This is a genomic window from Nocardioides sp. P4_G4 (assembly GCF_056401085.1).
In genome coordinates, this window is record NZ_JBFUKA010000073.1 from 1 (window position 1) to 22,361 (window position 22,361).

The window sequence follows — 22,361 nt, forward strand, 5'->3', positions numbered from 1 at the left end:
GCGCTCGCCCTGCGCGGCGTCGCCGAGGACGACCTCCTGGCGTCCCGCCAGCACGGCATCGCTGGTACGCCGCCCGGCCAGCCAGGTGCCGGACGTCGAGCCGAGGTCGCGCAGGTGCCAGGCCCCGCCCACGTGCTCGATGCGAGCGTGATGCCGGGACACCGTCCGGTGGGTCGCGACCATGTCGTTGTCGTCCTCGCGCCCGATCGTGAGGGCCGCCCCGGGCGAGAGGACCCGGGTGGCGCCGCCGACGGTCACCGTCACGGTGTCAGCCGCCCGCTCGCCGACGATCTCGGTGGCCGGCGCCCGTCCGGGGCCGAGCGGCCCGCCGGGTTGGGCGGGGCGAGGGATCTCGGTGGCGACCGGGGTCGGCCTCTGCGGCCCCGGGGTGCGGGTGACGGCGTCACCGAAGGGGACGAGCAGCAGCCGGACCGCCTCGGGTCCCTGGCCGAGCACGACCTCGGTCTCACCGGTGAGGACGAGGTCGTGGACACGCTGCTGGCGGACGTGGCTGCCCTGCGTGGAGCCGGTGTCGGTGAAGGTCCATCCCTGCGGGCCGGCCACCACCTGGGCGTGCCGGCGGGACACCGCGGGACTGTCCAGCACGACGGTGCAGTCGGGGTCGCGGCCGATGGTGACCGCCTGACCGGGCCGGGCGACGTGCTCGCGGCCCACGGCTCGTACGACCAGGTCGCCGGGTGTGCGACCGGACGGGCCGGGGAGCGGCGCGACGTCGACCCCCGACGGGGGGACCGCGACCGGCGGTGTGCCCCGACCGGCGGTGACGAGGCCGAGGGCCTCGGCGAGCACCCCGACGGCCCACCGGGCGTCAGCGGGCTGCACCGAGCTGGTGCGCTCGAGGTCCCGTGACGTCTCGTCCATGGCGAGCGCGACCCGGTGCTCGTCGGGACCCGCGGCGCGCAGGCGGGCGGGCACCCCGGAGCTGAGCGCGAGCCCGATGAGGTTGGTCTCGGCGACGGCCCCGGAGACGGAGTCGGCGAGCATGGCGCGGACTCGTCTGCTGTCGTCGAGGATCCCCGGTCCGTGCGTGCTGACCAGCTGTGCGAGCTGGCGCCGTACGGCGGCCGCTTCCTGGCTCTCGTGCTCCATGACCGATCCGCCTGTCCTCGATGTCCTGCACCGAACGTCATGCTCGGGGTCGCTGTGTCGGGCCGAACGGAAAACGGACGCTTCCTACTCAATTCGGGCGATCTGCACGAGCTCCGCGACCCCTCGCGACACGAGAAATCCGCGGCCTGCGGCTCCGAGGGGCTCCAGGGGTGCGCGCAGACGTACCCCAAGTACGTCGCCGTCGAGCTCGATGTCCGGACTCAGCAGGACCCCCTGCTTGGACTTGCGCACCTCGGGCACCAGCCCGGCGTACGCCCGCTGGGCGGACCGGTTGTCACTGGCTGCCACCACCCGCAGGGGGCGTTCCCGCTCGGCGCGGACCAGGTCGGCCAGCGCCTCGGACGCCGCGTCGTCCCAGGCGTCCGCGTCGTCGCAGAGCACGAGGACCCGGCGGCCGGCCCCCAGCAGGCCGACGACCTCCGCCAGGGCGCGACCGCGGTGGGCGACATCGTGCACGTCGACAGGGCCCACGTCCCACGGGATGCCGTCCTGGAGCGGGGCGCGTCGGGTGCGGAAGAGGGCCAGCGCCGGGGGCTCGGTGGCGCGCCGGCTGGCGTGCGCGAGGGTGGCCAGCGTGGTCGACCGCCCGCTCCGGGGCGGCCCGGTGACCAGGGCATGGCCCTCGCCCAGGTCGAGTCCGACGGGTTGCACGTCGTCGTCGCCGACCGCGACCGGCAGCCGGAAGGGCGTGGTCGGTGCGGGCAGGTCGTCCAGGGTCACCCGGTCGGGCATCCGACCGAGGACCGGGGCGTGCCCCGGCCATCGCAGGCGCGCGCGCTCCATCGCCTCGACCAGGGCGCGGTGCTCCGTCGCGGCGTCGGCGGAGGCGACGACCGCCACCTGGACCTCGGTGGAGCCCTGGATGAACGCCCGGCCCGGGGCGAGGGTGGCGTCGCGGGCCAGCGCGGTCTCCACACCGAGGAGGGCGTAGTCGTCGCGCTCGGCCATCCGCAGCACGAGGCGGGTGGTCACGACGCTGGTCAGCGAGGTCGGCACGGCCGCCCGCCGATCGGCGGTGACGATGACGTGGATCCCCACCGAGGGGCCGTCCGGGATGAGTCGCTCCAGCCGGTCGAGCAGGCGTCCGCCGTCGATCCGCTCGAGGACGGCGGTGGCGCCGGCGTAGCCGTCCAGCAGCACCAGGATGCGGGGGACGGGCGCCTCGGACGTGCGGACCAGGTCGGCGAACCCGGTGAGGCCGTGGGCAGCCATCAGCCGCTTGCGCTGCTCGACGGTGGTGGTCAGCCGCCGGAGCAGGCGGGCGACGCGACCGGGCTCGTCGGGGCCCACGACCCCGGCGCACTGCGGGGCGGCCTCGAGCAGGTGGAGGCCGTGCCCGGCGAAGTCCAGGCCGTAGACGTGCAGGCGGTCCGGTCCGAGGTGCTCGACCAGACCGGCCGCCACGGAGCGCAGCACGGTGGTCTTGCCGCTGCGGCTCGTGCCGAAGACGAGCATGTTCTGGTGGTGCTCGAGGTCGAGGGCCACGACGCGCTGGGCCTGCTGCCCCGGGAGGTCGGCGAGGCCGAGCACCACGGCCTCCTCGTCGAGGTCCGGCACCCGGGCGGCGAGCTCGGCCCGGGTGAGGACGCCGGGCATCGCGGGCAGCCACGGCACGTGGGGCGGGGTCCAGCGTCCCAGCCGCATGACCTGCTGGCTGGCGGCGACCACCCCTTCCAGCACCGTGGCCCCGGCCGCCGCCACGGGACTCGGCCGCCCGGGAACCTCGGCGTGGTCGCGCACCTCGATCGCGGCGTCGGACCCCGCGCGGGCCGGTCCGCCGACGTACGCGCTCTGGAACTCGACGAGCTCGCGGTGGAGCTGGAGGAACGCCCGACCCGGCAGGCCACGGGGGATGTGGGCCGCGTCGCGCTGGCCGATGACGTCCTGGCTGTCCGCCTCGTCGTTGACCCGTAGGGCGACCCGGACGCCGACGTTGGCCCGGATCCGGTCGTTGATGACCCCCGCCGGACGCTGCGTCGCCAGCACCAGCCGCAGCCCGAGCGAGCGCCCGCGCGCCGCGATGTCCACCATGCCCTCGACGAAGGCGGGGATCTCCTTGGCCAGCGTCGCGAACTCGTCGACCACGATCAGCAGGTCCCCCGGAGCGGTGCCGGGCGAGCGGTGCCGCAGCTCGGTGAGGTCGCGGGCGTCACCGGCGGCCAGCAGCTCCTCCCGGCGCCGGATCTCGGCGTCCAGCGCCTGCATGACCCGACGGGTCAGGTGCTGGTCGAGGTCGGTGACCACGCCGACGCAGTGCGGCAGGTGCATCGCGTCCTTGAAGGCGGCGCCGCCCTTGTAGTCGACCAGCAGGAAGCCGACCCGGCTGGGTGGGTACTCCGCCGCGATCGAGACGACGAGGGTCTGCAGCAGCTCGCTCTTGCCCGAGCCGGTGGTGCCGCCGACCAGCGCGTGCGAACCCTCGGGACCGAGGTCGAGCTCTACCGGTCCGTCGGCCGACAGGCCCAGACGGGCCGTCAGGTGGGTGAGGGGTGCGGCCTCCCAGCGACGGCGCACGGCGACCGGCGAGGCCACGTCCGGCAGCAGGTCCTCGAGGCTGACACGGTCGGGGACCGACCGGGCCCGGTGGGCGTCGGCGGCGTCGCGGAGCGGCGCCAGGCAGCCGACGAGGTCGATCATGTCCGCGCCCGCCATCGTGTCCGGGGACACGTCGAGGCGGGTCCCGTCGCGGTGGCCCACGAGCACCGCGCGTCGCCCGGCGACGGTGTGCAGGAAGGGCGCAGCCGTGGGCACGGACCGGGCGTCGGTCCCGAGCCACACGGTGGTGACGCCGACGTCCCGGGCCTCCACGACGGCCGCCAGCAGGGCCGGGTCGGGTCGCAGCCGGTCGTCGACCAGCACCACCAGGGCCGGCGCACCGTCGCCGCCGCGACGCCCCTGCCCCTCGGCGCGTCGTCGACCCGCCAGCTCGACGACCGCCGCGAGAAGGGCGTCCGCGGCCCGGCGGTCCGTGGCCAGGGGCGGGCACGGGAGCCACCCGTGCGCGAGGTGCGGGAGCCATCGGCACCACTCGGCCGTCTCCGGTCCGGCGAGGGCCGCCACGACCAGCACGTCGGCCGGGCTGTGGAGGGCCGCCACCTGGGCGGCCAGCCACGCCAGGGTCCGTTCGAGGTCGCGCCCGTCGCCGAGGACCGCCGCGACCCCGTCACGGCGGAGGTCGACGACCACCGGCACGTCGGCGACCCGGACCGCGCTCGCGTAGTCGGGTCGGCCCTCGGTGTCGGGGACGATCGCCTCGGACGTCTCCCGGAGCTCGACCGGGGCGTCCCGGGTCGCCGTACCGAGGCGCAGGTGCAGGAAGTCGGGGTCCCCGGGCTGGCGTTCCCACAGCCGCGGGGTCAGGCGTCGGCAGATCTCGAGGACCTCGTCGGGCCCGGGGTGCGTCTCGCGCAGCCACCGCTCCCAGTCGGCGGTAGCCCGCCCGACCCGGTCCAGGGTGGCCGCGCACTCCTCCTCGTAGGTACGGCCGTGCTCGCCCAGCTCGTCCTGGCGCGCACGGCGCTCCTCGAGGTGGTTCCAGGCGACCATGACCGGGGTGAACAGGGAGAACAGCGCGATCTCCCAGCGGCGGGTGACGACCACGAGCAGCAGCCCGATCACCAGGGGGAGCAGCATCGCTCCCCAGGGGAACCGCCGCGCCGGCCGCACCCGGCGACGGGTCGGGACCGGCACCACGTCGGACGGCTCCGCGCGCACGGCACGGGGCGGCCGGTTGATGGCGACCCTCCCCTCCTGGTCCCCGGCGTGGCCCTCGGGCCAGCGGTGCAGGGGTCGCGCGGCGGAGCCCGGCGTCAGGCCGACGGTGATCGAGAGCCGCTCGCCGCGCAGCAGCCCAGCGTCGCCGAGGCGGACCCGTCGGTCCAGCCAGGCGTCGCACACCAGCGATCGGGCCTGCACGGCCCCGGCGGCACCCTGCAAGCCGAGGTGCGCGCCGAGGACGTCCAGGGCCGCGCCGGTGGTCACGTCGTACGGCGCGGTCAGGGTGACGACCCGCGGTGCCGAGTCGGTCCGGGACACCTCCAGGTCGACGCGCATCCTCTCCGTCACGGGTGCCTCACCAGACCAGCAGCCCGCCGGCGGCGGGCTGGGGGACGTCCGGGGGTGTGGGGAAGGACCTGTCCTCGGCCATCCCGGCCGGGGACGAGGCGAGCTGGGAGGCGGCCGTGGACACGAAGCGCACCAGGTAGGCCAGCTGCTCGGGATCGTGCGCGGAGAACGGCGGGATCGACGGGTCGCCGATGAAGGCCGACAGCACCTCGAGGTCGGCGTCGGTGCCGATGGCGATGGCGAGCCGGACCGCGCGGCGGCCCCAGGGCTCGGCCATCAGCCGGGCCAGCCCGGCCTCGAAGTCGTCGGTGGGACGGCCGTCGGAGATGACCACCACGACCGGGGGGAAGGCGCGGGTGTCCATCGGGGGGACGTGCAGGATGCCGCCGACCTCGGTGAGCGCGGCCCCGAGGTCGGTGTAGCCACCGGCGACCACCGGAGGCCATGCCACCTCGTGCACCGGCGTGGGATCGGCGACGTGCCACCGCACGCCGTCGGCGAAGACGAGGGCCCGCACCAGGATCTGCACGAACGGGTTCTGGTCGGCGAGGTCGCGCAGGTGGGGGAGCGCGTCGCGGATGGACTCGTTGAGCGCCGTGATCTTGCCGTCGGCGTTCATGGACCCCGAGCCGTCGAGGACGAAGACGAAGTGCAGCGGCCGACCGGCCAGGCGTGCGCCCGGCCGGAAGCTGCCGCCCTCCGTCGTCATCTCCGTCCCGCCGGCGTCAGAAGACCAGGTCGCCGGTGCGCGGGTCGCGGTAGGTCTGCCCGAGGTTGCCGGACCTGCCGAAGTCGTCGGCGTACAGGCCCGGGCTGACGTAGCTCAGACCCTGGGGCGCCAGCCAGGTGGCGTTCATGTCGGCCTGGCTCTGGAACAGCGAGCTCTGCAGCCCGAACAGCTGGTTGGCCGCGCCCGGGTTGGTGTTCTTCAGGTTCTCGGCCGCGGCGAGCAGCGGGTTGTTGGCCAGGAACGTCTCGTAGGACCCGGGGCCGCCGATGGTCATGGTGGTGGTCGCGGTCTCGGGGCTGAGGTCGAACAGGCTCTGGCCGCCGACGAAGGCCGTGGTCGTGCTCATCTCGCCGAGCCACGTGCTCGTCAGGTCCGAGGTGCCGCCGATCACCGAGGCGCCGCCGATCACGCCGGCCATCCAGCCGGCCTCGTCGACCCCGAAGGCGGCCCCGCTCGCCTGGAGGGCGAGCGACTGCTCAGCCTCGAGGTCGACGGCGCGCTGCCGGCAGTCCACGGCCTCCTGGAGGTAGCCGACGGCCACCTGGAGGGCCTCGACGGTGATCGCGTTGAGCTCCTCGTCGAGCCACGCGATGAGCGAGCGGGGCACCTCGCACGTGCATGTCGTACGCGTCCCGGTGACGGTCTCCTGGATGCGCATCGCCTGCTCGGCGAGGGCGCCCGACGTCGTGGTCAGCTCCACCGGGTCGATCCAGATAGCTTGAGTGCTCATGGTCATCTCCTCCTCTCAGTGACGATGCTCCGGGACGCTGAGGCGCCCCTGAGGCGGCGGTCCCGCCTCACAGGACTTCCATCTGGCCCGTCTCCGGGTTGCGCACCATCTGCCCGAGGCTGCCGCTGCGGCCGCTCCGGTCCACGATGGTGTGGTCGTCGACGAACGTGATGCCGTTCGGCGCGGTGATGTTGCGGATGGCGAGATTGCCGTCCGGGATGCCGCTCGCGCCGAGGCCGAGACCGAGGGGCAGGGGCTGCCAGCCCGGGCCCGGATAGGGGTTGAGGACGAACCCGGGGTTGCCCCACCCGGTGCTCGGGACAGCGGGCGCGGCTTGCACCTCGCCGGCCAGGTATCCCGGGCCTCCCCACCCGGTGGTCGCCACGGCCGGCGCCGGCTCGCCGTACGACGAGAACCCGCCCATGGTGGTCGCGAGCGGGCCGGGGGTCTCGCCGTACGCCGAGAAGCCACCCATCGTGGTGGCGGCGAATCCGGGCCCGGTGGCGATGTCCGTCAGGGCAGGGGAGGCGGCGACGAGGGACTGCTCGGCGGTGACGCCGTCGGCACGCAGCTGCAGCTCCATCGCCTCCAGGAGGAGGCCGACGGTGGCGGTGAGGGCCTCGACCGTGATCGCCCTCAGCTCCTCGTCGAGCCAGCCGACGAGGGAGCGTGGCACCTCGCACGTGCACGACGTGCGGGTGCCGGTGACGGTCTCCTGGACGCGTGCGCCGAGCTCGCCGAGCAGCGCCGACTCGGCGGCCAGCTCGACCGGGTCGATCCAGATGGCGCTCATCGGTCCGGACCTGGACCGCTGTCCTCGGGCAGCAGGCCGGCCAGCGCACCGCGGACGAGGTCGGCGTCGTCGACGTCGGTGAACCAGGTGGCCTCGCGTCCGACGACGCGGCCGTGCTCGCGGTAGACGCTGGAGGCGCCGACCTCGGAACTCGTGGGCGTGGACGCGATGACCAGGTCCGCCAGGGCGGGGGTGTCGAACGTGCGCAGCCGGATGAGGCCGGGTTCCGGTCCGGGCACCACCTCGACCGCCCGGTCGGGGCGCAGGGCGAACCACCGGGTACCCGGAGGCTCGGCGCCGGAGGTGAGGACCACGATGGTGTCGTGGCTGGCGGCCAGCGACAGCGCCTCGGCGAGCGCCGGGTCGTCCTCGGCGCCGCGCGCCCGGAGGCTGCGCCAGGCGACGGCGGCTGCCAGGTCCCGCTGGCCGGGGTCGAGCATCGACCACGCGGCGGTGTCGGCCCCCGGGAGCATCGGCACGCCGAAGTGGCGGGCCGCGGCGAAGGACTCCTCGACGGTGATGGTGTGCCAGGGACCGGGGTCCGGCTCGACGCCAGTGAGCCACGCGCTCCGCAGGGCCGCGGTGTCGATCGCGGCCGGACGCAGGGGGAGGTCGTCGGTGGGCAGGTCCAGGGGTGAGGTCAGGGACAGGGACGCCGCGATCGCCGCCGCCTGCTCGGCCTTGGCCGGGTCGGCCGCCGGCACCACCGAGGTCATCGCGACCACCCGGCCGCGCTCGAGGACGTAGCTCAGGGTCGCGGTGTGGCGTCCGCCGTCGGCGTCGGCCCACGTGAGGACACGCTGCCGGCCGTCCTCCGAGCCGAGCACGGTCGCCCGGTGGAGCCCGCCGTCCTCGGCGCCCTCGGGGGCYGCGACGTGCGCCCCGGCGAGCGCGTCGAGGTCCGCGGACCCGTCCACGGGCCAGGTCTCGACCCGCACGAGGGCGTCGCCGTCGCGGTGGTGGACCTCGACCTGCTGGGCCGGGGCCCACCCCGCGGGGCCGGACAGCGAGAGGCGGGCGGGGGCCCGCCAGAGGAGCTCGGTCATGTCAGTACCTCTCCTGTGCGGCGGCGAGGAGCGTCTGCTCCTCCACGACGGCGGCCTGACGCATCAGCGTGTCGGCCGTGTTGACCATCCGGGCGCAGACCGCCCGGAGCTTGCCGCTCTGGGTGGCGATCGACCCCCGGAACCGGTCCGCGGCAGGACCGGCGTACGTCATGCCCACGACGCTGCCGTCCACCTGTGCCGCGACCCCGCTCAGCGTCTCCGCGTTGGCGCGGAGCTGGGCGGCTGCGGCCCGCATGCTGGCGGGGTCGCCGGTCACGAGGGTCATCGTCAGCTGCCCGCCTGCATCAGGGCCTCGCGACGACGCGAGACCTCCATGGCCGCGTCCTGGAGCGCCGTGCGGAGCTTGGACAGGTTGGGCTCGAACTCCGCGTCCCACATCTGCCGGAAGCGGTCCGCCGCCGGACCTTCCCAGCTCGTGCCGGCGAGCTGGCCGCGGATGGTCCGCGTGAGCTCGTCGACGGTTCCTGACTCGCGCTCGAAGACGCCCCGCAGGGTCACCAGCTGCTCGAGCTCTCCACCGATTCGTGCCATCGTCCTACCTCCGTGTCGTGTCGGGTTCCCCCGATCGGGGGAGTGGTCAGAGACTCTCGATCTGCGCTGAGGCCCGGCTGAGGGCGTCGTACGCCGAGCCGCGCGCGCCTCACCCGGGTCCCGGTCCGTCCGGGGCGGGTGGCGCCTCGTCCTCGGCGCTTCCGGGGTCCTCGGCGTCACCGGGGCCGGCCTCGCCCGGCGTCGTGCCCGGCGTCGTGCCCGGCGTCGTGCCCGGCGTCGTGCTCGGTGCGCCGGACCCGGACCCGGTCCCGTCCCCCGACCCCTTCCCGGCTCCGCCACGTCGCGGTCCCCGGGGCTCGGACGTCGCCGGGCCCCGGACGGCGGAGGTGGGCGACGTGGAGGAGGTGCCGGGTGTCGACGGCTGCTCCTGCCGGGGCGAGCTGGACGCACCGACGAGCCGTACGGCGACGAGCACCGCCGTGACGACGGCGACGACGCCGAGCACGGCAAGCGCCGTACGGTGCCGGCGACGGGGGGACGACGCGACCTCCGCCGGGCCGGTGGGCAGCTCCCGCGTGCGGGAGACCAGCCCGCCCGTGCGCGCGCCGACGGGTGGGTCGGACGTGGCGGCCGGCGGACGCTGGGGAGCGGGACGCACGGCACTCGGGTCCACGGCGAGCGGCTCGCGCACCAGCAGCACCGCAGTCACGTCGTCGCCGCCCACCTCGGCCGAGTCGGCCAGCCAGGTCGGCAGCCCGGACTCGAGGGCGTCGAAGCCGGCCGAGGCGGCGTACGACGCGAGGTCGTCCACGAGTCCGTGCCACCAGTCGCCGTCGGCGAAGGAGTTGCCGTAGCCGTCGGTGGCGAGCAGCACGAGGTCGGGCAGCGCGGACGCCGGCACCGCCGCGTAGCGGAAGTCCGCCTCCGCGGTGGGCAGGCACAGGCTCGTGGTCTCCCCGGCGGCCAGCCGTGCGTCACCGGGCACGGGTCGGACGGCGAACCCGTGCGAACGGACCAGCGCGTCGCCGTCCCCGACCTGCGCCAGGCCGACGCCCCCCTCGCCCACGACCGCCACCAGGAGGGTCGCGCCGTACGCCACCTCGGGCTCGAGGTCCAGCGGCCGCCCGGCTCGGCCGGTCTCCTCGTCCGAGAAGGGATGGCTCGCCCGGTGCTCCGACACGGCGGCACGCCACCCGGCGACCACGGCGGGGACGGCACCCTGCAGCAGGGGAAGCGGGTCGGCGCCGGGGTCGTCGTCGAGCGCCGCGGCCACCCGGGCGACCGCGATCTCGACGGCTAGCGCGGCACCGGTGTCCGAGCGCACGTAGCGCGCGCCTCCGTGACCGTCGGAGACCGCGACGACCCACGTGTCGCCGGACCCGCCGACGGCCCGCATCCGGGCGGCGTCCTGGTTGGGTGCGCCACCGGCGTGGGACGACCCGCGTTGCGAGGCCGTCGTGCCGCGCCAGCGGAGGGGCTCCTCCTCGTTCACCACACCGTCTCCTCGTCCTGGACCGACCAGGCCGTGACCTGGACCGGAGGCGGAGCCGCGGCGGCGAGCGACGAGGCGGCGCGCGCCACGTGCGCGGTCGCCCACCGCAGCGCCATGATCAGCTGCTCGGGGTTGGCGGCCGTGACGGGCTCGATCTCGGGGTCGGCGATGAAGGCGGCGAGCGTGTCGTACGCCGCGTCGTGACCGATCGCCACCGCCATCCGGACCGCGCGGGCGCCCCAGGGGAGCGCGAGCAGTCGTTGCATCGACTCCTCGAAGTCGTCGGTCGGCATCCCGTCCGAGACGAGGACGACGGCCGGTGGGAGGGCCCGCTCCTCCATGGGCGGCACGGTGAGCGCGCTGCACAGCAGGTCGATCCCCGCGCCCAGGTCGGTGTACCCGCCGGGCTCGAGGTCCACCCAGTCCAGCTCGTCGGGAGGCGTCGGGTCGCCGACGTGCCACCGGGCGCCGGTCGAGAAGCCGATGGCACGCACGGACACGTCCGCGTGCGGGTTGCCCTGCGACGTCTCCGCCAGCAGCGGCAGCACCTCGCGCACGGCCGTGTTGAGCGCGGTCATCTTCCCGTGGGCCGCCATCGACCCCGAGCAGTCGACGAGGAGGAAGAAGTGGAGGGGACGTCGCGCCAGCTGGGCCCCGGGTCGTTCGGTCACGGGCTCCTCCTCCGGCAGCGGTACGACGACGTACCCGGCGTGGGGCAGGTATCCACCGGACCGGTGGTCAACCGGCCGCGGGTGCGTGATGATGCGGCCGGGAGGAGGTGATGGGGTTGCTGCCACGAGGGACGCGGATCGTGCTGCCCCGTCACGGCGGCAGCTGGCACGTCGGGGACCTGCTCGGCGAGGGCGGCCAGGGAGCCGTGTTCGCGCTCGACGCGCAGGACGCCGGCGACGTCCGCCGACTGGCCCTCAAGTGGTACCGCGCCGAGGCGGCGCACCCCGCCCAGCACGCGGCCCTCACGCGCCTGGCCCAGGTGCCGGCACCCTCGGACGCCTTCCTGTGGCCCATCGAGGTGATCGATGGCCCCGACGGCGGGTTCGGCTACGTGATGCCGCTCCGGCCACCGGGCTACCTCCCGATCGCCGACCTGCTGACCGGTCGTGCGGACGCGTCGTTCTCGTCGGTGACCCGGCTGTGCATGGGGCTCGCGGACTGCTTCCTCCAGCTGCACGCGCAGGGCCTGTGCTATCGCGACATCAGCCTGGGCAACGTCTTCTTCGACCCCACCACCGGGCACCCGCTCGTGTGCGACAACGACAACGTGGGGATCGACGGCAAGGAGCCCGCGCGGGTCCTGGGCACGTCCCGGTTCATGGCCCCCGAGGTCGTGAGCGGCCAGGCACAGCCGTCCACGTCGACCGACCTCTTCTCCCTGGCCGTGCTGATCTTCTACCTGCTGATGTTCCACCACCCGCTGCAGGGACGGCGCGAGCTCGCCTTCGACTGCTTCGACCGCGACGCCGAGCGGGCGCTCTTCGGCACCGACCCGCTCTTCATCTTCGATCCGGTCGACGACTCCAACGCTCCGGACCCGGTGATCCACGGTGCGGTCCTCCAGTACTGGCCGTTGTATCCGGCCTACCTGCGTGAGGACTTCACGCGCGCCTTCACCACGGGGCTGCGGGATCCCGCGCGGCGCGTCCGTGAGGGCGTCTGGCGATCGCACCTGTCGCGGTTGCTCGACTCGATCGTGCTCTGCCCCTGCGGTCGCGAGAACCTCACCGACGACGGCCTCCCGATGCGAGCCTGCTGGGCCTGCGACCGGCCGATCGCCCCGCCGGTGCGGTTGCGCATCGACCACCGGGTGCTGGTCCTCAATGCCGGCACCCGGGTCACGCGGCACCACCTGCAGCGCGACTACGCCTACGACCGGGTCGTGGGCGAGGTGGTCGCGCACCCCACCAGGCCCGGGCTGTGGGGCCTGCGCAACCTCGGTCCCACGCCGTGGCAGGTGACCGCGCCCGGAGCCGACGCCCAGGCCGTGGCCATCGGCCGCAGCATCGGACTGGTGCTGGGGACAACCATCGACTTCGGTCGCACGCGGGGCGTGCTCGAGGCCTGAGCGGGGCGGGGTGCGGGACATTCAGCGTCCTCCGCCCGCGGTCGCGGCCAGCCGCGCGAAGGCCCGGTTGCGCGGACCCACCTGCACGCGGTGGCCCGCAAGGTGCAGCGCCGACACATAGCCCTCCGACACGCTCACCTCGGACCACGGGGCGGCGAACCCGCCCTCGGGACGGGGCTTGCGCAGCAGCTGGTCGTACGGCGTGAACTCGAGACCGCCGTCGGTGGCGACGAGCGCTCCACGGCGCAGTCCTCGGACCAGCAGCGAGGCCAGCAGCATGCCGACCACGGGCAGCAGCAGCCCGGTGACGTCCCAGACGACCACGGGGACGAGGAGGGCGGTCAGGAGCAGGAGCACGAGCACCACGCAGAGGACCAGGTTCATGCCGCTGTAGGCGAGCACCACGCCCCGGGCGGGCTCCCCGGACCGGGCGTGGGTGTGGGCGGCGAGCTGGGTGGGGACCTTGGGCCATCCGGTCCCCGGGGGAGGAGGGCCGGCGCCGGCCGAGGTCGCGTGGGGTGTCCGCGGAGGTGCAGGGGCGAGCCGCGCGGGCGACGGACCGGGCGGGGCGACGGTCACGTCGAGCGGCACGGGGTGGTGCGTGTCGGGGGCGGGGCGCGACACGGTGGCGGACGGACCCCACGCCGCGTGCGCCAGATCCTCCCTCCCCAGGGCCGCGACCCACACCCGCGTCGTGCGCTCCGCTGCCTCCTCGTTCCACCCGCGGGCCGTGGCCAGCTCCGTGCTCAGCCGTCGCAGCGCCTCGGTCGTGAGGGGGCTGATCCGGCGCAGGGCGGTGGGGAGGTTCTCCTCCGCGGCGATCACCACCTGGTGGAGGAGGGCACGCAGTCGGTGGGAATCCTCGGGCCCCAGCCGAGCCGCGAGTGCCATCCGCAGCCGGCCCGGGCGCGCGGGATCGGTCGACGCCCCCAGGACGTGCCTGAGCGCGTCGGCCATCCGCGAGAGGTCCTCCGGTCCCACTGGCATCGGGTGTGCCCCCTGCTCCTCGGTCGGCGGCGGGCGCGACCGGCGGCCGCGGTCCACGGAGGGTGCCAACGGCCGCTGAGGTCGCCCTGAGGTGGCGCCTCAGCGACACCTCAGCGCCGCGTCGTTGGGTGTGGTGGCCTGGCACCGGCACGAGTCGAGGAGTGGCGTCATGAGGAGAACCCTGGTCCTGGCGGTCGCCGCCCTGCTGCCGCTCACCCTGCTCGCGCCACCGGCGCAGGCGGTCGAGTCGGCGTACGTCGTCCAGGGCCACGCGGCGCTGCCCACCGCGCCGTACCTGCGCCTCACCGGCGACAGCTGCACGACCGTCGTCCCCACCCCGACCCGGACCAACCTGTCCGAGGCGTCGGGGACCCTCGGCGACCACGCACTGGGGTGGCAGCTGAGCTCCACGGGCTTCGAGATGGGGCCGGTCGCGTTCACGCCGGAGCCGGCCAGCCTCAGTGCCTTCGAGGTCGACCTCCACGCGCCCTCCGGATCCAGCCGGGGCCACGTCTACGCCCGCTACTACCAGGACGCGGACACCTACTGGCAGGGCTGGGCTCCGCTCACCCACTCGTCGACGACCTGGCGGCGCTACAACCTCCTGTCCGTGCCCCTGACCTGGAACCAGTACGACAACGGGGTCTTCGTGCAGACGTGGCCGTCGACGTTCACCGTCCCGGCCTTCACCCAGTACCTCGGCAACGGCAACGGCGTCGACCTCGGCGTGCTCATGGGCTGTGACGGAGAGGCGTTCTACGTGGACCGGCTGCGGGTCGGCAGCGCCAACACCTCGTCGTCGTACGACTTCGAGGGCGCGCCGTCGATGGCCCACCTGGAGTGGTCGACGGACGGGGAGACCGTGCGCGACGGGGCCGGCTTCGTCGCCGGCTACAAGCAGAAGTTCTGGATGCTCGGCCACAGCCACGGCCACAACGGCGCCGTCGCGGAGTACTACGACGGCCCGGGTCGGCTGTGGGCGAGGACGTGGGGACAGGCCGACTTCGTCCCCGTCGCGGACGGGTCCTTCACGACCCAGTACTACGCGGGCTTCGCGGTCCAGCCCACGAAGCGGACCGAGTACTGGTTCTCGACGACCGGCTCGGCGGTCTACGAGGGCAGCCAGTCCGAGACGGTGACCGTGGACGTCGCCTCGCGGATCAACGCCCGGCTGAAGGACAGCAGGATCACCGAGGGCCAGCGGATCACGGTGGTGGGCAGCATCCGGCCCGGCAACAGAGGCACCGGGACGTACCTCCAGCGGCAGGTGCGTGGTCACTGGCGCACCATCGGCAGGGCTCGCACCCGCAGCAGCGGGAAGTTCACGCTCAGCACCAGGGCCCGGCAGCCCGGACGCTGGAAGATCCGGGTCGTGGTGGGTCCGGGACAGGGCAACGTCGGGGCCCTGACCCGCAGCGCCGCGGTCAGGGTGGACCGCTACGTCCCACCGAAGAAGCCGACGAAGCCGACGAAGACGCCCACGCCGCCTCCCGCCCAGCAGCCGCAGCAGCAGCCGCCGGCGCAGCAGCAACCGGAGCCCGTCACCACGGTGTCCGCGCCGGTCGTCACCGGAGCCCCCCCGGCGCCGGACCGCAACAACCCGACGGGTCGTACCGCCACCCCGCTCGCGCCCCGGCCGGACACCTGCACCGCAGCGGGCTGCACCCGCCCCGACAAGGGCGACTGACACCCGCGCCACGGATCGGGCCGGACCTCCATGGTCCGGCCCGATCCGCCGCGCGTGCGGCGCCGACACCGGCCCGCCCGCTGGTCCGGACACCTCAGCCGCCCCTCAGCCGGCGCCCCGACCGTGTGGTTGCCGCACCCCCGCGGCCCGATCCGGAGGTAGCCGATGTCCACCCCACGCTCGAGGTCCGGCGGCCTCCGCCGCAGCATCCGGCTCCTGTCCGCGACCCTCGTCACGGTCCTGGCGGTCGGACTCACCGGTCTGCCCGCATCGGGTCGCTCCGACGAGGGACGCGTCCTCGACCACAGCCTCCTGCGCCTCCACGCGGCAGGGGGCGACGACGGCGTCACCCGGGTCCCGACCCTGCCGATGGGCGACGATGCCCGCGCCCGGCTGCTGGCGGGCCGGGTGCTCAGGGCCAGGCTCACCGTCGGTGACGCCACCCTCGAGGCCGGGGTCGCCACGTCGTTCCGCACCCAGGGCTCGAGGGCCAGGCGCGGCCTCCGGGTGCTCCGGATCAGCTACGGCGACGGGTCGGGCATCCGCAGCCGGAAGCTGACCGTGGCCCGCTCCCACTCCTACCCCCGGCCCGGCACCTACGTCGCGACGTTGGTGGTCAAGGACCGGACGGGTCGCAGGGCGACCTCGAAGCGCACCGTGCTGGTCCGGGCCCGGGCTACCGTGCCGCCCAGCGACACGGTCGTCACCCCGGTCGACCAGCTCGGCTTCGGGGCCGAACCGCCCCTGGCCGAGGACGAGGTCGGCATCGAGGCCGACGTCGCGCCCGGTGCGGGCGATGGTGCAGGCGCACCGGCCTCGGTCGACCTGCGGGGGTCGGCGATGGCGGTGCAGAACCAGGGGGACGTCAACTCCTGCGTGGCCTGGACGACCGCGTACGGGTTGGTCGGCTGGTACTACCGCCAGAAGTACGGCCAGTCGGTGCCGTTCGCACCGATGTACGTCTACTCCCAGACCTATCTCGGCCTCGACGCGGCCGGCAAGCCGTCGGGGTCGTACGCGAAGGACGCCCTGGAGGTGCTCAGGACGCAGGGCGTCGACACCGCCGCGCACTACGGGGCCGGCTGGGCGTCGACGTGGAACACCCGGCCGAACGCCGCGCAGACGGCCAACGCCGCCAGCTACCGCATCAGCGGCTGGGACACGATCTTCCGGCACGCGGGCAGCCTCGGCGGCGACACCGTGGGCACGACCCCGACGGAGATCGAGGCCCTCAAGGGCCGGCTGGCCGCCGGTCAGCCGGTGGCCATCGCCTTCCGTGTCCGCCAGGACTTCAACACCTACCGGTCGGGCTGGTACGCCGGCACCGGTGCCCTCACCAACGGCCTGCACGAGATGCTCGCGCTGGGCTACGACGCGAACGGGCTCTTCATCCAGAACTCCTGGGGCACCGACCGCGGCGTGGGCGGCTACGTCTACATGACGTGGGACGCCGTGCGCCGCGACCTCTACGAGGCGACCTTCGCCCACGGACTCGTCGCGTCCTCCAGCGGCGGTGGCGACTCGGTCAGCCCCACCATCACCTCGTTCAGCAAGCAGTTCGCGGTCAGCTACGTGGCCAACAACGCCCAGGCGCCGATGACCTTCTCCTGGGGAGGCACGGACAACGTCGGGGTGAGCAAGTACGTCCTCTACTACCGGGCCGACGGCGGTGACTGGCTCGAGCTGCCGATCGGCGACACCCAGACGAGCGTGACCTACAACCTGGCGTTCGGGTCGTCGTACCAGTTCGCGGTCGCTGCGTACGACGCCGCGGGCAACTTGAGCGACTGGTCGCTGAGCGCGCAGTTCACGCCCCAGAACTACGCGGAGAGCGTCGCGGCGTACGCCGGCAGCTGGACCAGCTACTCCGACGCCGCGTACATGAACGGCCAGAGCTACGAGAGCAGCCAGGCCAACGCCCAGATGACGGTCCAGGTCACCGGGACCAACTTCGGGCTGGTCGGCACCCAGGGTCCGCAGGGCGGTCGTGCGTACGTCTACCTCGACGGCACGTACCAGTTCACGATCGACAACTACCGGGCCACGGCCGGCTATCGCACGGTGGTCGCCTGGTTCAACTTCGGCTCGAGCAGCACGCACACCGTCAGGGTGGTCGTGGAGGGGACCGCGGGCAGACCCTACGTGGGCGTCGACTCGTTCCTCCTGAGCTGACGCCCGACCAAGGGGCGTCCCGCCCCGACGTGCGAAGGATCCGAACCCTCGTGGAGGGTTCGGATCCTTGGCGTCTCTTGCGAGATCACATGGTCGGGCTGACAGGATTTGAACCTGCGGCCTCCTCGTCCCGAACGAGGCGCGCTACCAAGCTGCGCCACAGCCCGATCCGCTCCGAACCGGTGACCGGCTGYGAAGCACGGCGAGCATACCCGAGCGGTCGGACCCGTCCGAAATCGGGATCGGTGGGGGCGACGGGGTGGGGGGATCATGCCGGCTCGGGGCGTGTCGTCAGCGTCATCAAGGTGGCCTCCGGTCGGCAGGCGACCCGCAGCCGGATGTAGGGATTGGTGCCGATACCGGCCGAGACGTGGAGCCACGACGAGCCGGGGTCACCCGGACGGGAGTCCGCCGGGTGGCGGTGCAACCCCTTGGCCCGCGCACGGTCGAGGTCGCAGTTCGTGGTGAGGGCGCCGTACCCGGGCAGGCACACCTGGCCGCCGTGCGTATGGCCGGCGACGATGGCGTCGTACCCGTCGCCGGCGAACTGGTCGAGGACACGGAGGTACGGCGCGTGGGTGATCGCGAGCCGCACGTCCGCGCCGGGGTCGGCCGGGCCGGCCACGGCGGTCAGCTCGTCGTACTTCAGGTGCGGGTCGTCGACGCCGGCCAGCGCGAAGGTCGTGTCCCCGACCGTGAGGGAGGCGCGCTCGTTGCGCAGGTGCAGCCAGCCGGCGTCGACCAGGCCGTCCCTGAGGTCGCGCCAGGGCAGCTCGGGCGTGTGGGTGTTGCGGTGCCCGGTGTCCGGCATCAGGTAGCGCGCGGGGTTGCGCCAGCCCGGCGAGAAGTAGTCGTTGGAGCCGAACACCGAGATGCCCGGACGCTCGAGAAGGCCACCGAGGGCATCCAGGACGGCCGGCACCGACCGCATGTGGGCGAGGTTGTCGCCGGTGTCGATCACCAGGTCGGGAGCGAGCTCGGCCAGGTCGCGCAGCCACGCCTGCTTGGCGTGCTGGTCCGGGGCCATGTGGATGTCGCTGAGGTGCAGCACCCGCAGCGACCGGTGCCCGGCAGGAAGCAGTGGGACGCTCACCTCGCGCAGTGTGTACTGCCGTGCCTCCCACGCGGCGTACGTCGCCAGGGCCGTCCCGGCCCCGAGCCCGACGGGGAGGCCGACCTCGAGCGCGCGGCGGGCAAAGGGGAGGAGGGGCACCCGGCAAGGCTGCCACAATGACCCCATGAGCTCCCTCAAGGACCGCCTGCGCGCCGACCTGACCACCTCGATCAAGGCCCGCGACGAGGTGCGTTCCTCCACCCTGCGGATGGTCCTCACGGCGATCACCAACGCCGAGGTGGCCGGCAAGGAGCAGCGCGAGCTCACCGACGACGACATCATCGGCGTCCTGTCGTCCGAGGCCAAGAAGCGCCGGGAGGCGGCGGTCGCCTTCGAGCAGGGCAACCGCCCGGAGATGGCCGCCAAGGAGGCCGCCGAGGGCGAGGTGCTCGCCGACTACCTGCCCGCGCAGCTGAGCGAGGCCGAGATCGCGGACCTCGTCACCTCCGCCATCGCCCAGACCGGCGCGGCCGGGGAGGGCATGCGGGCGATGGGCAAGGTCATGGGTGTGGTCAGCCCCCAGGTCAAGGGCCGGGCCGACGGCGGTGCCGTCGCCGCGGAGGTACGCCGCCAGCTCGGCTGACGCGTCCGACCGCCCGGTCGGTCAGCGGTTGCCGTTGCCGTWCCCGTTGCCGTTGCCCCGGCCGCCGTTGCCGTTGCCGTTCCCGTTGCCACCGCCGCCGTTTCCGCCACCGCCGTTTCCGCCACCGCCGTTGTCGCCACCACTGGGCGCGGGCGGGGGCGGGACGTAACCGGTCGACGGGTAGATGACGACGGTGTCGCCGCTGCTCAGGGATGTGCCGCCGCCGGGCGAGGAGTAGGCGACCAGGCCCTCCGGCACCTCGGAGTTGACGACGCCGCCGACGCTGGCGACGAAGCCCGCCGACTCCAGCGCCTGGGTCGCGGCGTCCTGCGTCATCCCGCTCACGTCGGGCACCCCGGTGAGGACGCCGGCGATCTGGTCGCCGGAGGGGGCGGTGAAGTCGGTGTAGTCGAGCTTGGAGGAGATGGCGGCCATCGCCTCGCCCCAGATCGGGCCGGCGACGGTGGAGCCGAACGCGCTGGAGATGTAGGAGCCTCCCACCGACTGGCCGTTGAGCGTCACCCAGTTGCCGAGCGGGTCGGCGCCGGCGACCATCGCGGCGCTCGCGATCTCGGGGGTGTAGCCCACGAACCACACGGACATGTTGTCGTTGTTGGTGCCCGTCTTGCCGGCCGACGGCTTGTCGATGGCGATGTTCTGGCCGAAGCCGCCGGGCTCCATCACCCCGCGCAGCACGTCGTTGACGGCGTCGGCCGTCGCGCCCGGCATGACGGTCTCGCAGCTCTTGGGGTAGTCCTTGACCAGGTTGCCGTCGGCGTCGGAGACCGAGGTGACCGGCAGCGAGTCGCAGTGGATGCCGCGGGCCCCGAAGGTCGCGTAGGCCTCAGCCATGGTGAGCGGGTTGGAGTCCGAGATGCCCAGGATCCAGGAGGGGACCTGCTGGCTCTTGGGCAGGTCGATGCCCATGTCCTCGGCGAGCGCGATCGGCTCGCACATGCCCGTGCGCTGCTCGAGCTGGGCGAAGAACGTGTTCACCGACTCCTGGGTGCCGGTGTAGAGGTTGAACGTGCCCGCTCCCGTGGAGTTGGAGACCGGCCAGGAGCCGCTGCCGGCGTACGGGCCGTCGCACGTCTCGAACGAGGAGTCGGGGAGGTCCAGGCTGTCCGGCGACGGGATGGAGGTGCTGAGCGGGATGCCCTGGTTGATGGCGGAGGCGAGGACGAAGACCTTGAACGTCGAGCCGGCCTGGAAGCCGTTGGCGTCGCCGTACTTCCTGGGGACGACGTAGTTGAGGTAGGTCTGGCCGTTGGCCTTGTCCTTGCCCATCGGGCGGGACTGGGCCAGTGCCTTCACGTAGCCGGTGCCGGGCTCGACCATGGCGAGCCCGCCGATGGCCTGGTCGGTCGGGTGGACGTGGGCGGAGACGGCCTGGTCGGCGGCCTTCTGGTAGTCGAGGTCCAGCGTCGTGCGGATCGTCAGGCCGCCGGACTGGAGCAGGCGCCGGCGGTCCTTGGCGGTGTCGCCGAGGGACTTGTCCTTCATCAGGTAGTTGATGGCGTAGTCGCAGAAGAACGGTGCCTGGGACTGCTGGCACCCGTTGGGCGAGCGCTCGATCTTGAGGCCGAGCTTGCGCTCCTTGAGCTTGTCGGCCTTGGCCCGGTCGATGACCCCCAGCTGTGCCATCCGGTCGAGGACGACGTTGCGCCGGTTGAGGGCCCGCTCGGGGGAGTTGGTGGGGTCGTAGCCCGTGGGGTTCTTGACCAGGCCCGCGAGCAGGGCGCCCTGCACGTAGTTGAGGTTCTTGGCGTTCTTGGAGAAGTAGTGGCGAGCCGCCGACTGCACGCCGTACGCCCCGTCTCCGAAGTAGGCGATGTTGAGGTAGCGCTCGAGGATCCAGTCCTTGGAGTAGTTCTTCTCGAAGGCGATCGCGTAGCGCAGCTCGCGCAGCTTGCGGGCGTAGGTGTCGTCGGTGGCGGCCGCCGCCTCCTTCTTGGACTCCGCCTGGGTCAGCAGCGTCTGCTTGACCATCTGCTGGGTGATCGACGAGCCGCCCTGCACGGAGCCGCTGGCCTGGTTGGTGACGAACGCGCGGAGGGTGCCGCGGATGTCGAGGGCGCCGTGGTTGTAGTAGCGGTAGTCCTCGATGCCGACGATCGACTGCACCATCTTGCGTGAGATCTGGCTCAGCGGGACGTTGATGCGGTTCTGGTCGTAGAGCGAGGCGATGAGGTTGCCGTTGACGTCGTAGATGCGCGTCTTCTGGGCCAGCTCCTTGGCCTCGAGCTCCGCGGGGAGGTTGACCATCCCCTTGCTCACGTTCTTGGCCCCGACGCCGACGACCCCCGCGAACGGGATGGCCAGGCCGGCGACCAGGACGCCGAGGATCGCCGACACGACAGCCATCACAGCGAGGTGCGAGGCCACGGTCCGGGCGGTCGAGCGACCCGAGTCAGGTCGGGAGGAGGGCGTGGACATGCGGCCCAATGTACGGGAGGGGACTAGCACACCCCCACTTCGCGCGAGCGGGGACTAGTCACAAAGGACCAGGTGAATTGAGCCAAATGGTGCCTATCTCAACCTCTCACTGGTACATACCTTTGACCTCGGGTCGTGAATGGTCGCTATGGGGGTGACCAGCACAGGCCCACGAATGTGGGGAACGACATGTGGGTTGAGGACTGGGCGCCGCGAGCGGCTTGCAAGCAGGACACCCCGGACGCGCTGTTCGTGCGCGGCGCGGAGCAGAACAAGGCCAAGCAGGTCTGCGCCGGTTGCCCCGTGCGCACCGAGTGCCTCGCCGAGGCCCTCGACAACCAGATCGAGTGGGGTGTCTGGGGCGGCATGACCGAGCGCGAGCGCCGGGCCCTGCTGCGTCGTCGCCCGACCGCGTCGTGGCGCACCGTGCTGGAGACCGCGCGTATCGAGCACGTCAAGGTCGTCGCCACCGTCTGAGGCGTCAGTCGGCGGGTTCGCCGGCGAGCAGGTCCCCGATGCGGCGCAGGCCGTCGAGGTCGTGCACGTCGGTCGCCAGGGCGGGCACGACGGTCGTCTCCACCCCCGGGTGGGCGGTCGCCCAGCGCTCGCGCAGGTGCGCCTCCCGCTCGACCATCCGCACCCGGTCGGCGTGCAGCCGCAGCAGCCCTGCCGTCGTCGACTCCGACGTCGAGGCCATGAGCCGGTCCGCGGCCGCCGCGGCCGCGTCGGCCGAGAGGTCCGAGCGGGCCGCGGGACTGGCCCGGTTGACGACCAGCCCGGCCAGCGGCATCTCGTCCTCGGT

General features: G+C 73.4%; 18 protein-coding genes, 1 tRNA gene and 1 pseudogene. 5 read left to right on the forward strand and 15 right to left on the reverse strand.

Annotated elements, in window-relative coordinates:
• The 10 genes from AC1DQF_RS16295 to AC1DQF_RS16340 all read right to left on the reverse strand — a co-directional run.
• On the reverse strand, window positions 1-1,110 hold a 1,110-nt coding region (locus AC1DQF_RS16295), incomplete at its 3' end, for an FHA domain-containing protein (protein WP_477526271.1).
• Between the two features lie 84 nt (window positions 1,111-1,194).
• A complete protein-coding gene (locus AC1DQF_RS16300; RefSeq protein ID WP_477526272.1) occupies window positions 1,195-5,184 on the reverse strand; it encodes an FtsK/SpoIIIE domain-containing protein in 3,990 nt (1,329 codons plus the stop codon).
• A gap of 19 nt (window positions 5,185-5,203) precedes the next feature.
• On the reverse strand, window positions 5,204-5,905 hold the full coding sequence (locus tag AC1DQF_RS16305; RefSeq protein WP_477526273.1) for a vWA domain-containing protein: 702 nt from the start codon (window positions 5,903-5,905) through the stop codon (window positions 5,204-5,206).
• Window positions 5,906-5,921: 16 nt separating this feature from the next.
• The gene (locus AC1DQF_RS16310) at window positions 5,922-6,656 is read right to left on the reverse strand and encodes a hypothetical protein (protein WP_477526274.1); all 735 of its coding nucleotides are present in this window, start codon (window positions 6,654-6,656) and stop codon (window positions 5,922-5,924) included.
• Window positions 6,657-6,723: 67 nt separating this feature from the next.
• Window positions 6,724-7,449, reverse strand: coding sequence for a hypothetical protein (locus AC1DQF_RS16315; RefSeq protein ID WP_477526275.1), 726 nt, complete (start codon window positions 7,447-7,449; stop codon window positions 6,724-6,726).
• Window positions 7,446-8,495: a hypothetical protein gene (locus AC1DQF_RS16320; protein ID WP_477526276.1), complete on the reverse strand. Its 1,050-nt coding sequence runs from the start codon at window positions 8,493-8,495 to the stop codon at window positions 7,446-7,448. The genes AC1DQF_RS16315 and AC1DQF_RS16320 overlap by 4 nt, the downstream gene beginning before the upstream one ends.
• A gap of 1 nt (window position 8,496) precedes the next feature.
• Complete coding sequence (locus AC1DQF_RS16325) at window positions 8,497-8,781, reverse strand: WXG100 family type VII secretion target (RefSeq protein ID WP_477526277.1); 285 nt, start codon at window positions 8,779-8,781, stop codon at window positions 8,497-8,499.
• A gap of 2 nt (window positions 8,782-8,783) precedes the next feature.
• Complete coding sequence (locus tag AC1DQF_RS16330) at window positions 8,784-9,047, reverse strand: WXG100 family type VII secretion target (RefSeq protein WP_107764289.1); 264 nt, start codon at window positions 9,045-9,047, stop codon at window positions 8,784-8,786.
• 109 nt (window positions 9,048-9,156) lie between these two features.
• A complete protein-coding gene (locus tag AC1DQF_RS16335) occupies window positions 9,157-10,500 on the reverse strand; it encodes a protein phosphatase 2C domain-containing protein (protein ID WP_477526278.1) in 1,344 nt (447 codons plus the stop codon).
• Entirely contained in the window at window positions 10,497-11,171 is a 675-nt protein-coding gene (locus AC1DQF_RS16340; protein WP_477526279.1) for a vWA domain-containing protein, read from the reverse strand. The genes AC1DQF_RS16335 and AC1DQF_RS16340 overlap by 4 nt, the downstream gene beginning before the upstream one ends.
• A gap of 110 nt (window positions 11,172-11,281) precedes the next feature.
• Between AC1DQF_RS16340 and AC1DQF_RS16345 the strand changes: the two genes are divergently transcribed.
• The gene (locus AC1DQF_RS16345; RefSeq protein WP_477526280.1) at window positions 11,282-12,580 is read left to right on the forward strand and encodes a protein kinase domain-containing protein; all 1,299 of its coding nucleotides are present in this window, start codon (window positions 11,282-11,284) and stop codon (window positions 12,578-12,580) included.
• 21 nt (window positions 12,581-12,601) lie between these two features.
• Here AC1DQF_RS16345 and AC1DQF_RS16350 read toward each other — a convergent pair whose 3' ends face one another.
• Window positions 12,602-13,567, reverse strand: a complete 966-nt coding sequence (locus AC1DQF_RS16350) for a hypothetical protein (RefSeq protein WP_477526281.1) — start codon at window positions 13,565-13,567, stop codon at window positions 12,602-12,604.
• 169 nt (window positions 13,568-13,736) lie between these two features.
• Here AC1DQF_RS16350 and AC1DQF_RS16355 point away from each other — a divergent pair, with 169 nt between their 5' ends.
• Entirely contained in the window at window positions 13,737-15,254 is a 1,518-nt protein-coding gene (locus tag AC1DQF_RS16355; protein ID WP_477526282.1) for a hypothetical protein, read from the forward strand.
• A gap of 165 nt (window positions 15,255-15,419) precedes the next feature.
• Window positions 15,420-17,426 carry a C1 family peptidase gene (locus AC1DQF_RS16360; RefSeq protein WP_477526283.1) on the forward strand — a complete coding sequence of 669 codons (2,007 nt, stop codon included), beginning with the start codon at window positions 15,420-15,422 and terminating at the stop codon, window positions 17,424-17,426.
• 90 nt (window positions 17,427-17,516) lie between these two features.
• Here AC1DQF_RS16360 and AC1DQF_RS16365 read toward each other — a convergent pair.
• A tRNA-Pro gene (locus AC1DQF_RS16365) sits at window positions 17,517-17,593 on the reverse strand.
• Window positions 17,594-17,694: 101 nt separating this feature from the next.
• Window positions 17,695-18,639: a metallophosphoesterase gene (locus AC1DQF_RS16370; protein ID WP_477526284.1), complete on the reverse strand. Its 945-nt coding sequence runs from the start codon at window positions 18,637-18,639 to the stop codon at window positions 17,695-17,697.
• A 25-nt stretch (window positions 18,640-18,664) separates the two neighbouring features.
• Between AC1DQF_RS16370 and AC1DQF_RS16375 the strand changes: the two genes are divergently transcribed.
• The gene (locus AC1DQF_RS16375) at window positions 18,665-19,123 is read left to right on the forward strand and encodes a GatB/YqeY domain-containing protein (protein ID WP_477526285.1); all 459 of its coding nucleotides are present in this window, start codon (window positions 18,665-18,667) and stop codon (window positions 19,121-19,123) included.
• 21 nt (window positions 19,124-19,144) lie between these two features.
• Here the strand turns inward: AC1DQF_RS16375 and AC1DQF_RS16380 are convergent, their stop codons facing one another.
• Complete coding sequence (locus tag AC1DQF_RS16380; protein ID WP_477526286.1) at window positions 19,145-21,559, reverse strand: penicillin-binding protein; 2,415 nt, start codon at window positions 21,557-21,559, stop codon at window positions 19,145-19,147.
• 189 nt (window positions 21,560-21,748) lie between these two features.
• Between AC1DQF_RS16380 and AC1DQF_RS16385 the strand changes: the two genes are divergently transcribed.
• Window positions 21,749-22,036: a WhiB family transcriptional regulator gene (locus AC1DQF_RS16385; RefSeq protein ID WP_457206618.1), complete on the forward strand. Its 288-nt coding sequence runs from the start codon at window positions 21,749-21,751 to the stop codon at window positions 22,034-22,036.
• Window positions 22,037-22,040: 4 nt separating this feature from the next.
• Here the strand turns inward: AC1DQF_RS16385 and AC1DQF_RS16390 are convergent.
• Window positions 22,041-22,361: pseudogene (locus tag AC1DQF_RS16390) on the reverse strand (ArsA family ATPase); the annotation flags it as partial.

Coding starts and splice junctions, on each gene's coding strand:
- AC1DQF_RS16325 (WP_477526277.1), bottom strand. CDS start 8,781: ATGACCCTCGTGACCGGCGACCCCGCCAGCATGCGGGCCGCAGCCGCC.
- AC1DQF_RS16360 (WP_477526283.1), top strand. CDS start 15,420: ATGTCCACCCCACGCTCGAGGTCCGGCGGCCTCCGCCGCAGCATCCGG.
- AC1DQF_RS16355 (WP_477526282.1), top strand. CDS start 13,737: ATGAGGAGAACCCTGGTCCTGGCGGTCGCCGCCCTGCTGCCGCTCACC.
- AC1DQF_RS16305 (WP_477526273.1), bottom strand. CDS start 5,905: ATGACGACGGAGGGCGGCAGCTTCCGGCCGGGCGCACGCCTGGCCGGT.
- AC1DQF_RS16345 (WP_477526280.1), top strand. CDS start 11,282: ATGGGGTTGCTGCCACGAGGGACGCGGATCGTGCTGCCCCGTCACGGC.
- AC1DQF_RS16300 (WP_477526272.1), bottom strand. CDS start 5,184: ATGCGCGTCGACCTGGAGGTGTCCCGGACCGACTCGGCACCGCGGGTC.
- AC1DQF_RS16330 (WP_107764289.1), bottom strand. CDS start 9,047: ATGGCACGAATCGGTGGAGAGCTCGAGCAGCTGGTGACCCTGCGGGGC.
- AC1DQF_RS16375 (WP_477526285.1), top strand. CDS start 18,665: ATGAGCTCCCTCAAGGACCGCCTGCGCGCCGACCTGACCACCTCGATC.
- AC1DQF_RS16315 (WP_477526275.1), bottom strand. CDS start 7,449: ATGAGCGCCATCTGGATCGACCCGGTCGAGCTGGCCGCCGAGTCGGCG.
- AC1DQF_RS16350 (WP_477526281.1), bottom strand. CDS start 13,567: ATGCCAGTGGGACCGGAGGACCTCTCGCGGATGGCCGACGCGCTCAGG.
- AC1DQF_RS16385 (WP_457206618.1), top strand. CDS start 21,749: ATGTGGGTTGAGGACTGGGCGCCGCGAGCGGCTTGCAAGCAGGACACC.
- AC1DQF_RS16310 (WP_477526274.1), bottom strand. CDS start 6,656: ATGAGCACTCAAGCTATCTGGATCGACCCGGTGGAGCTGACCACGACG.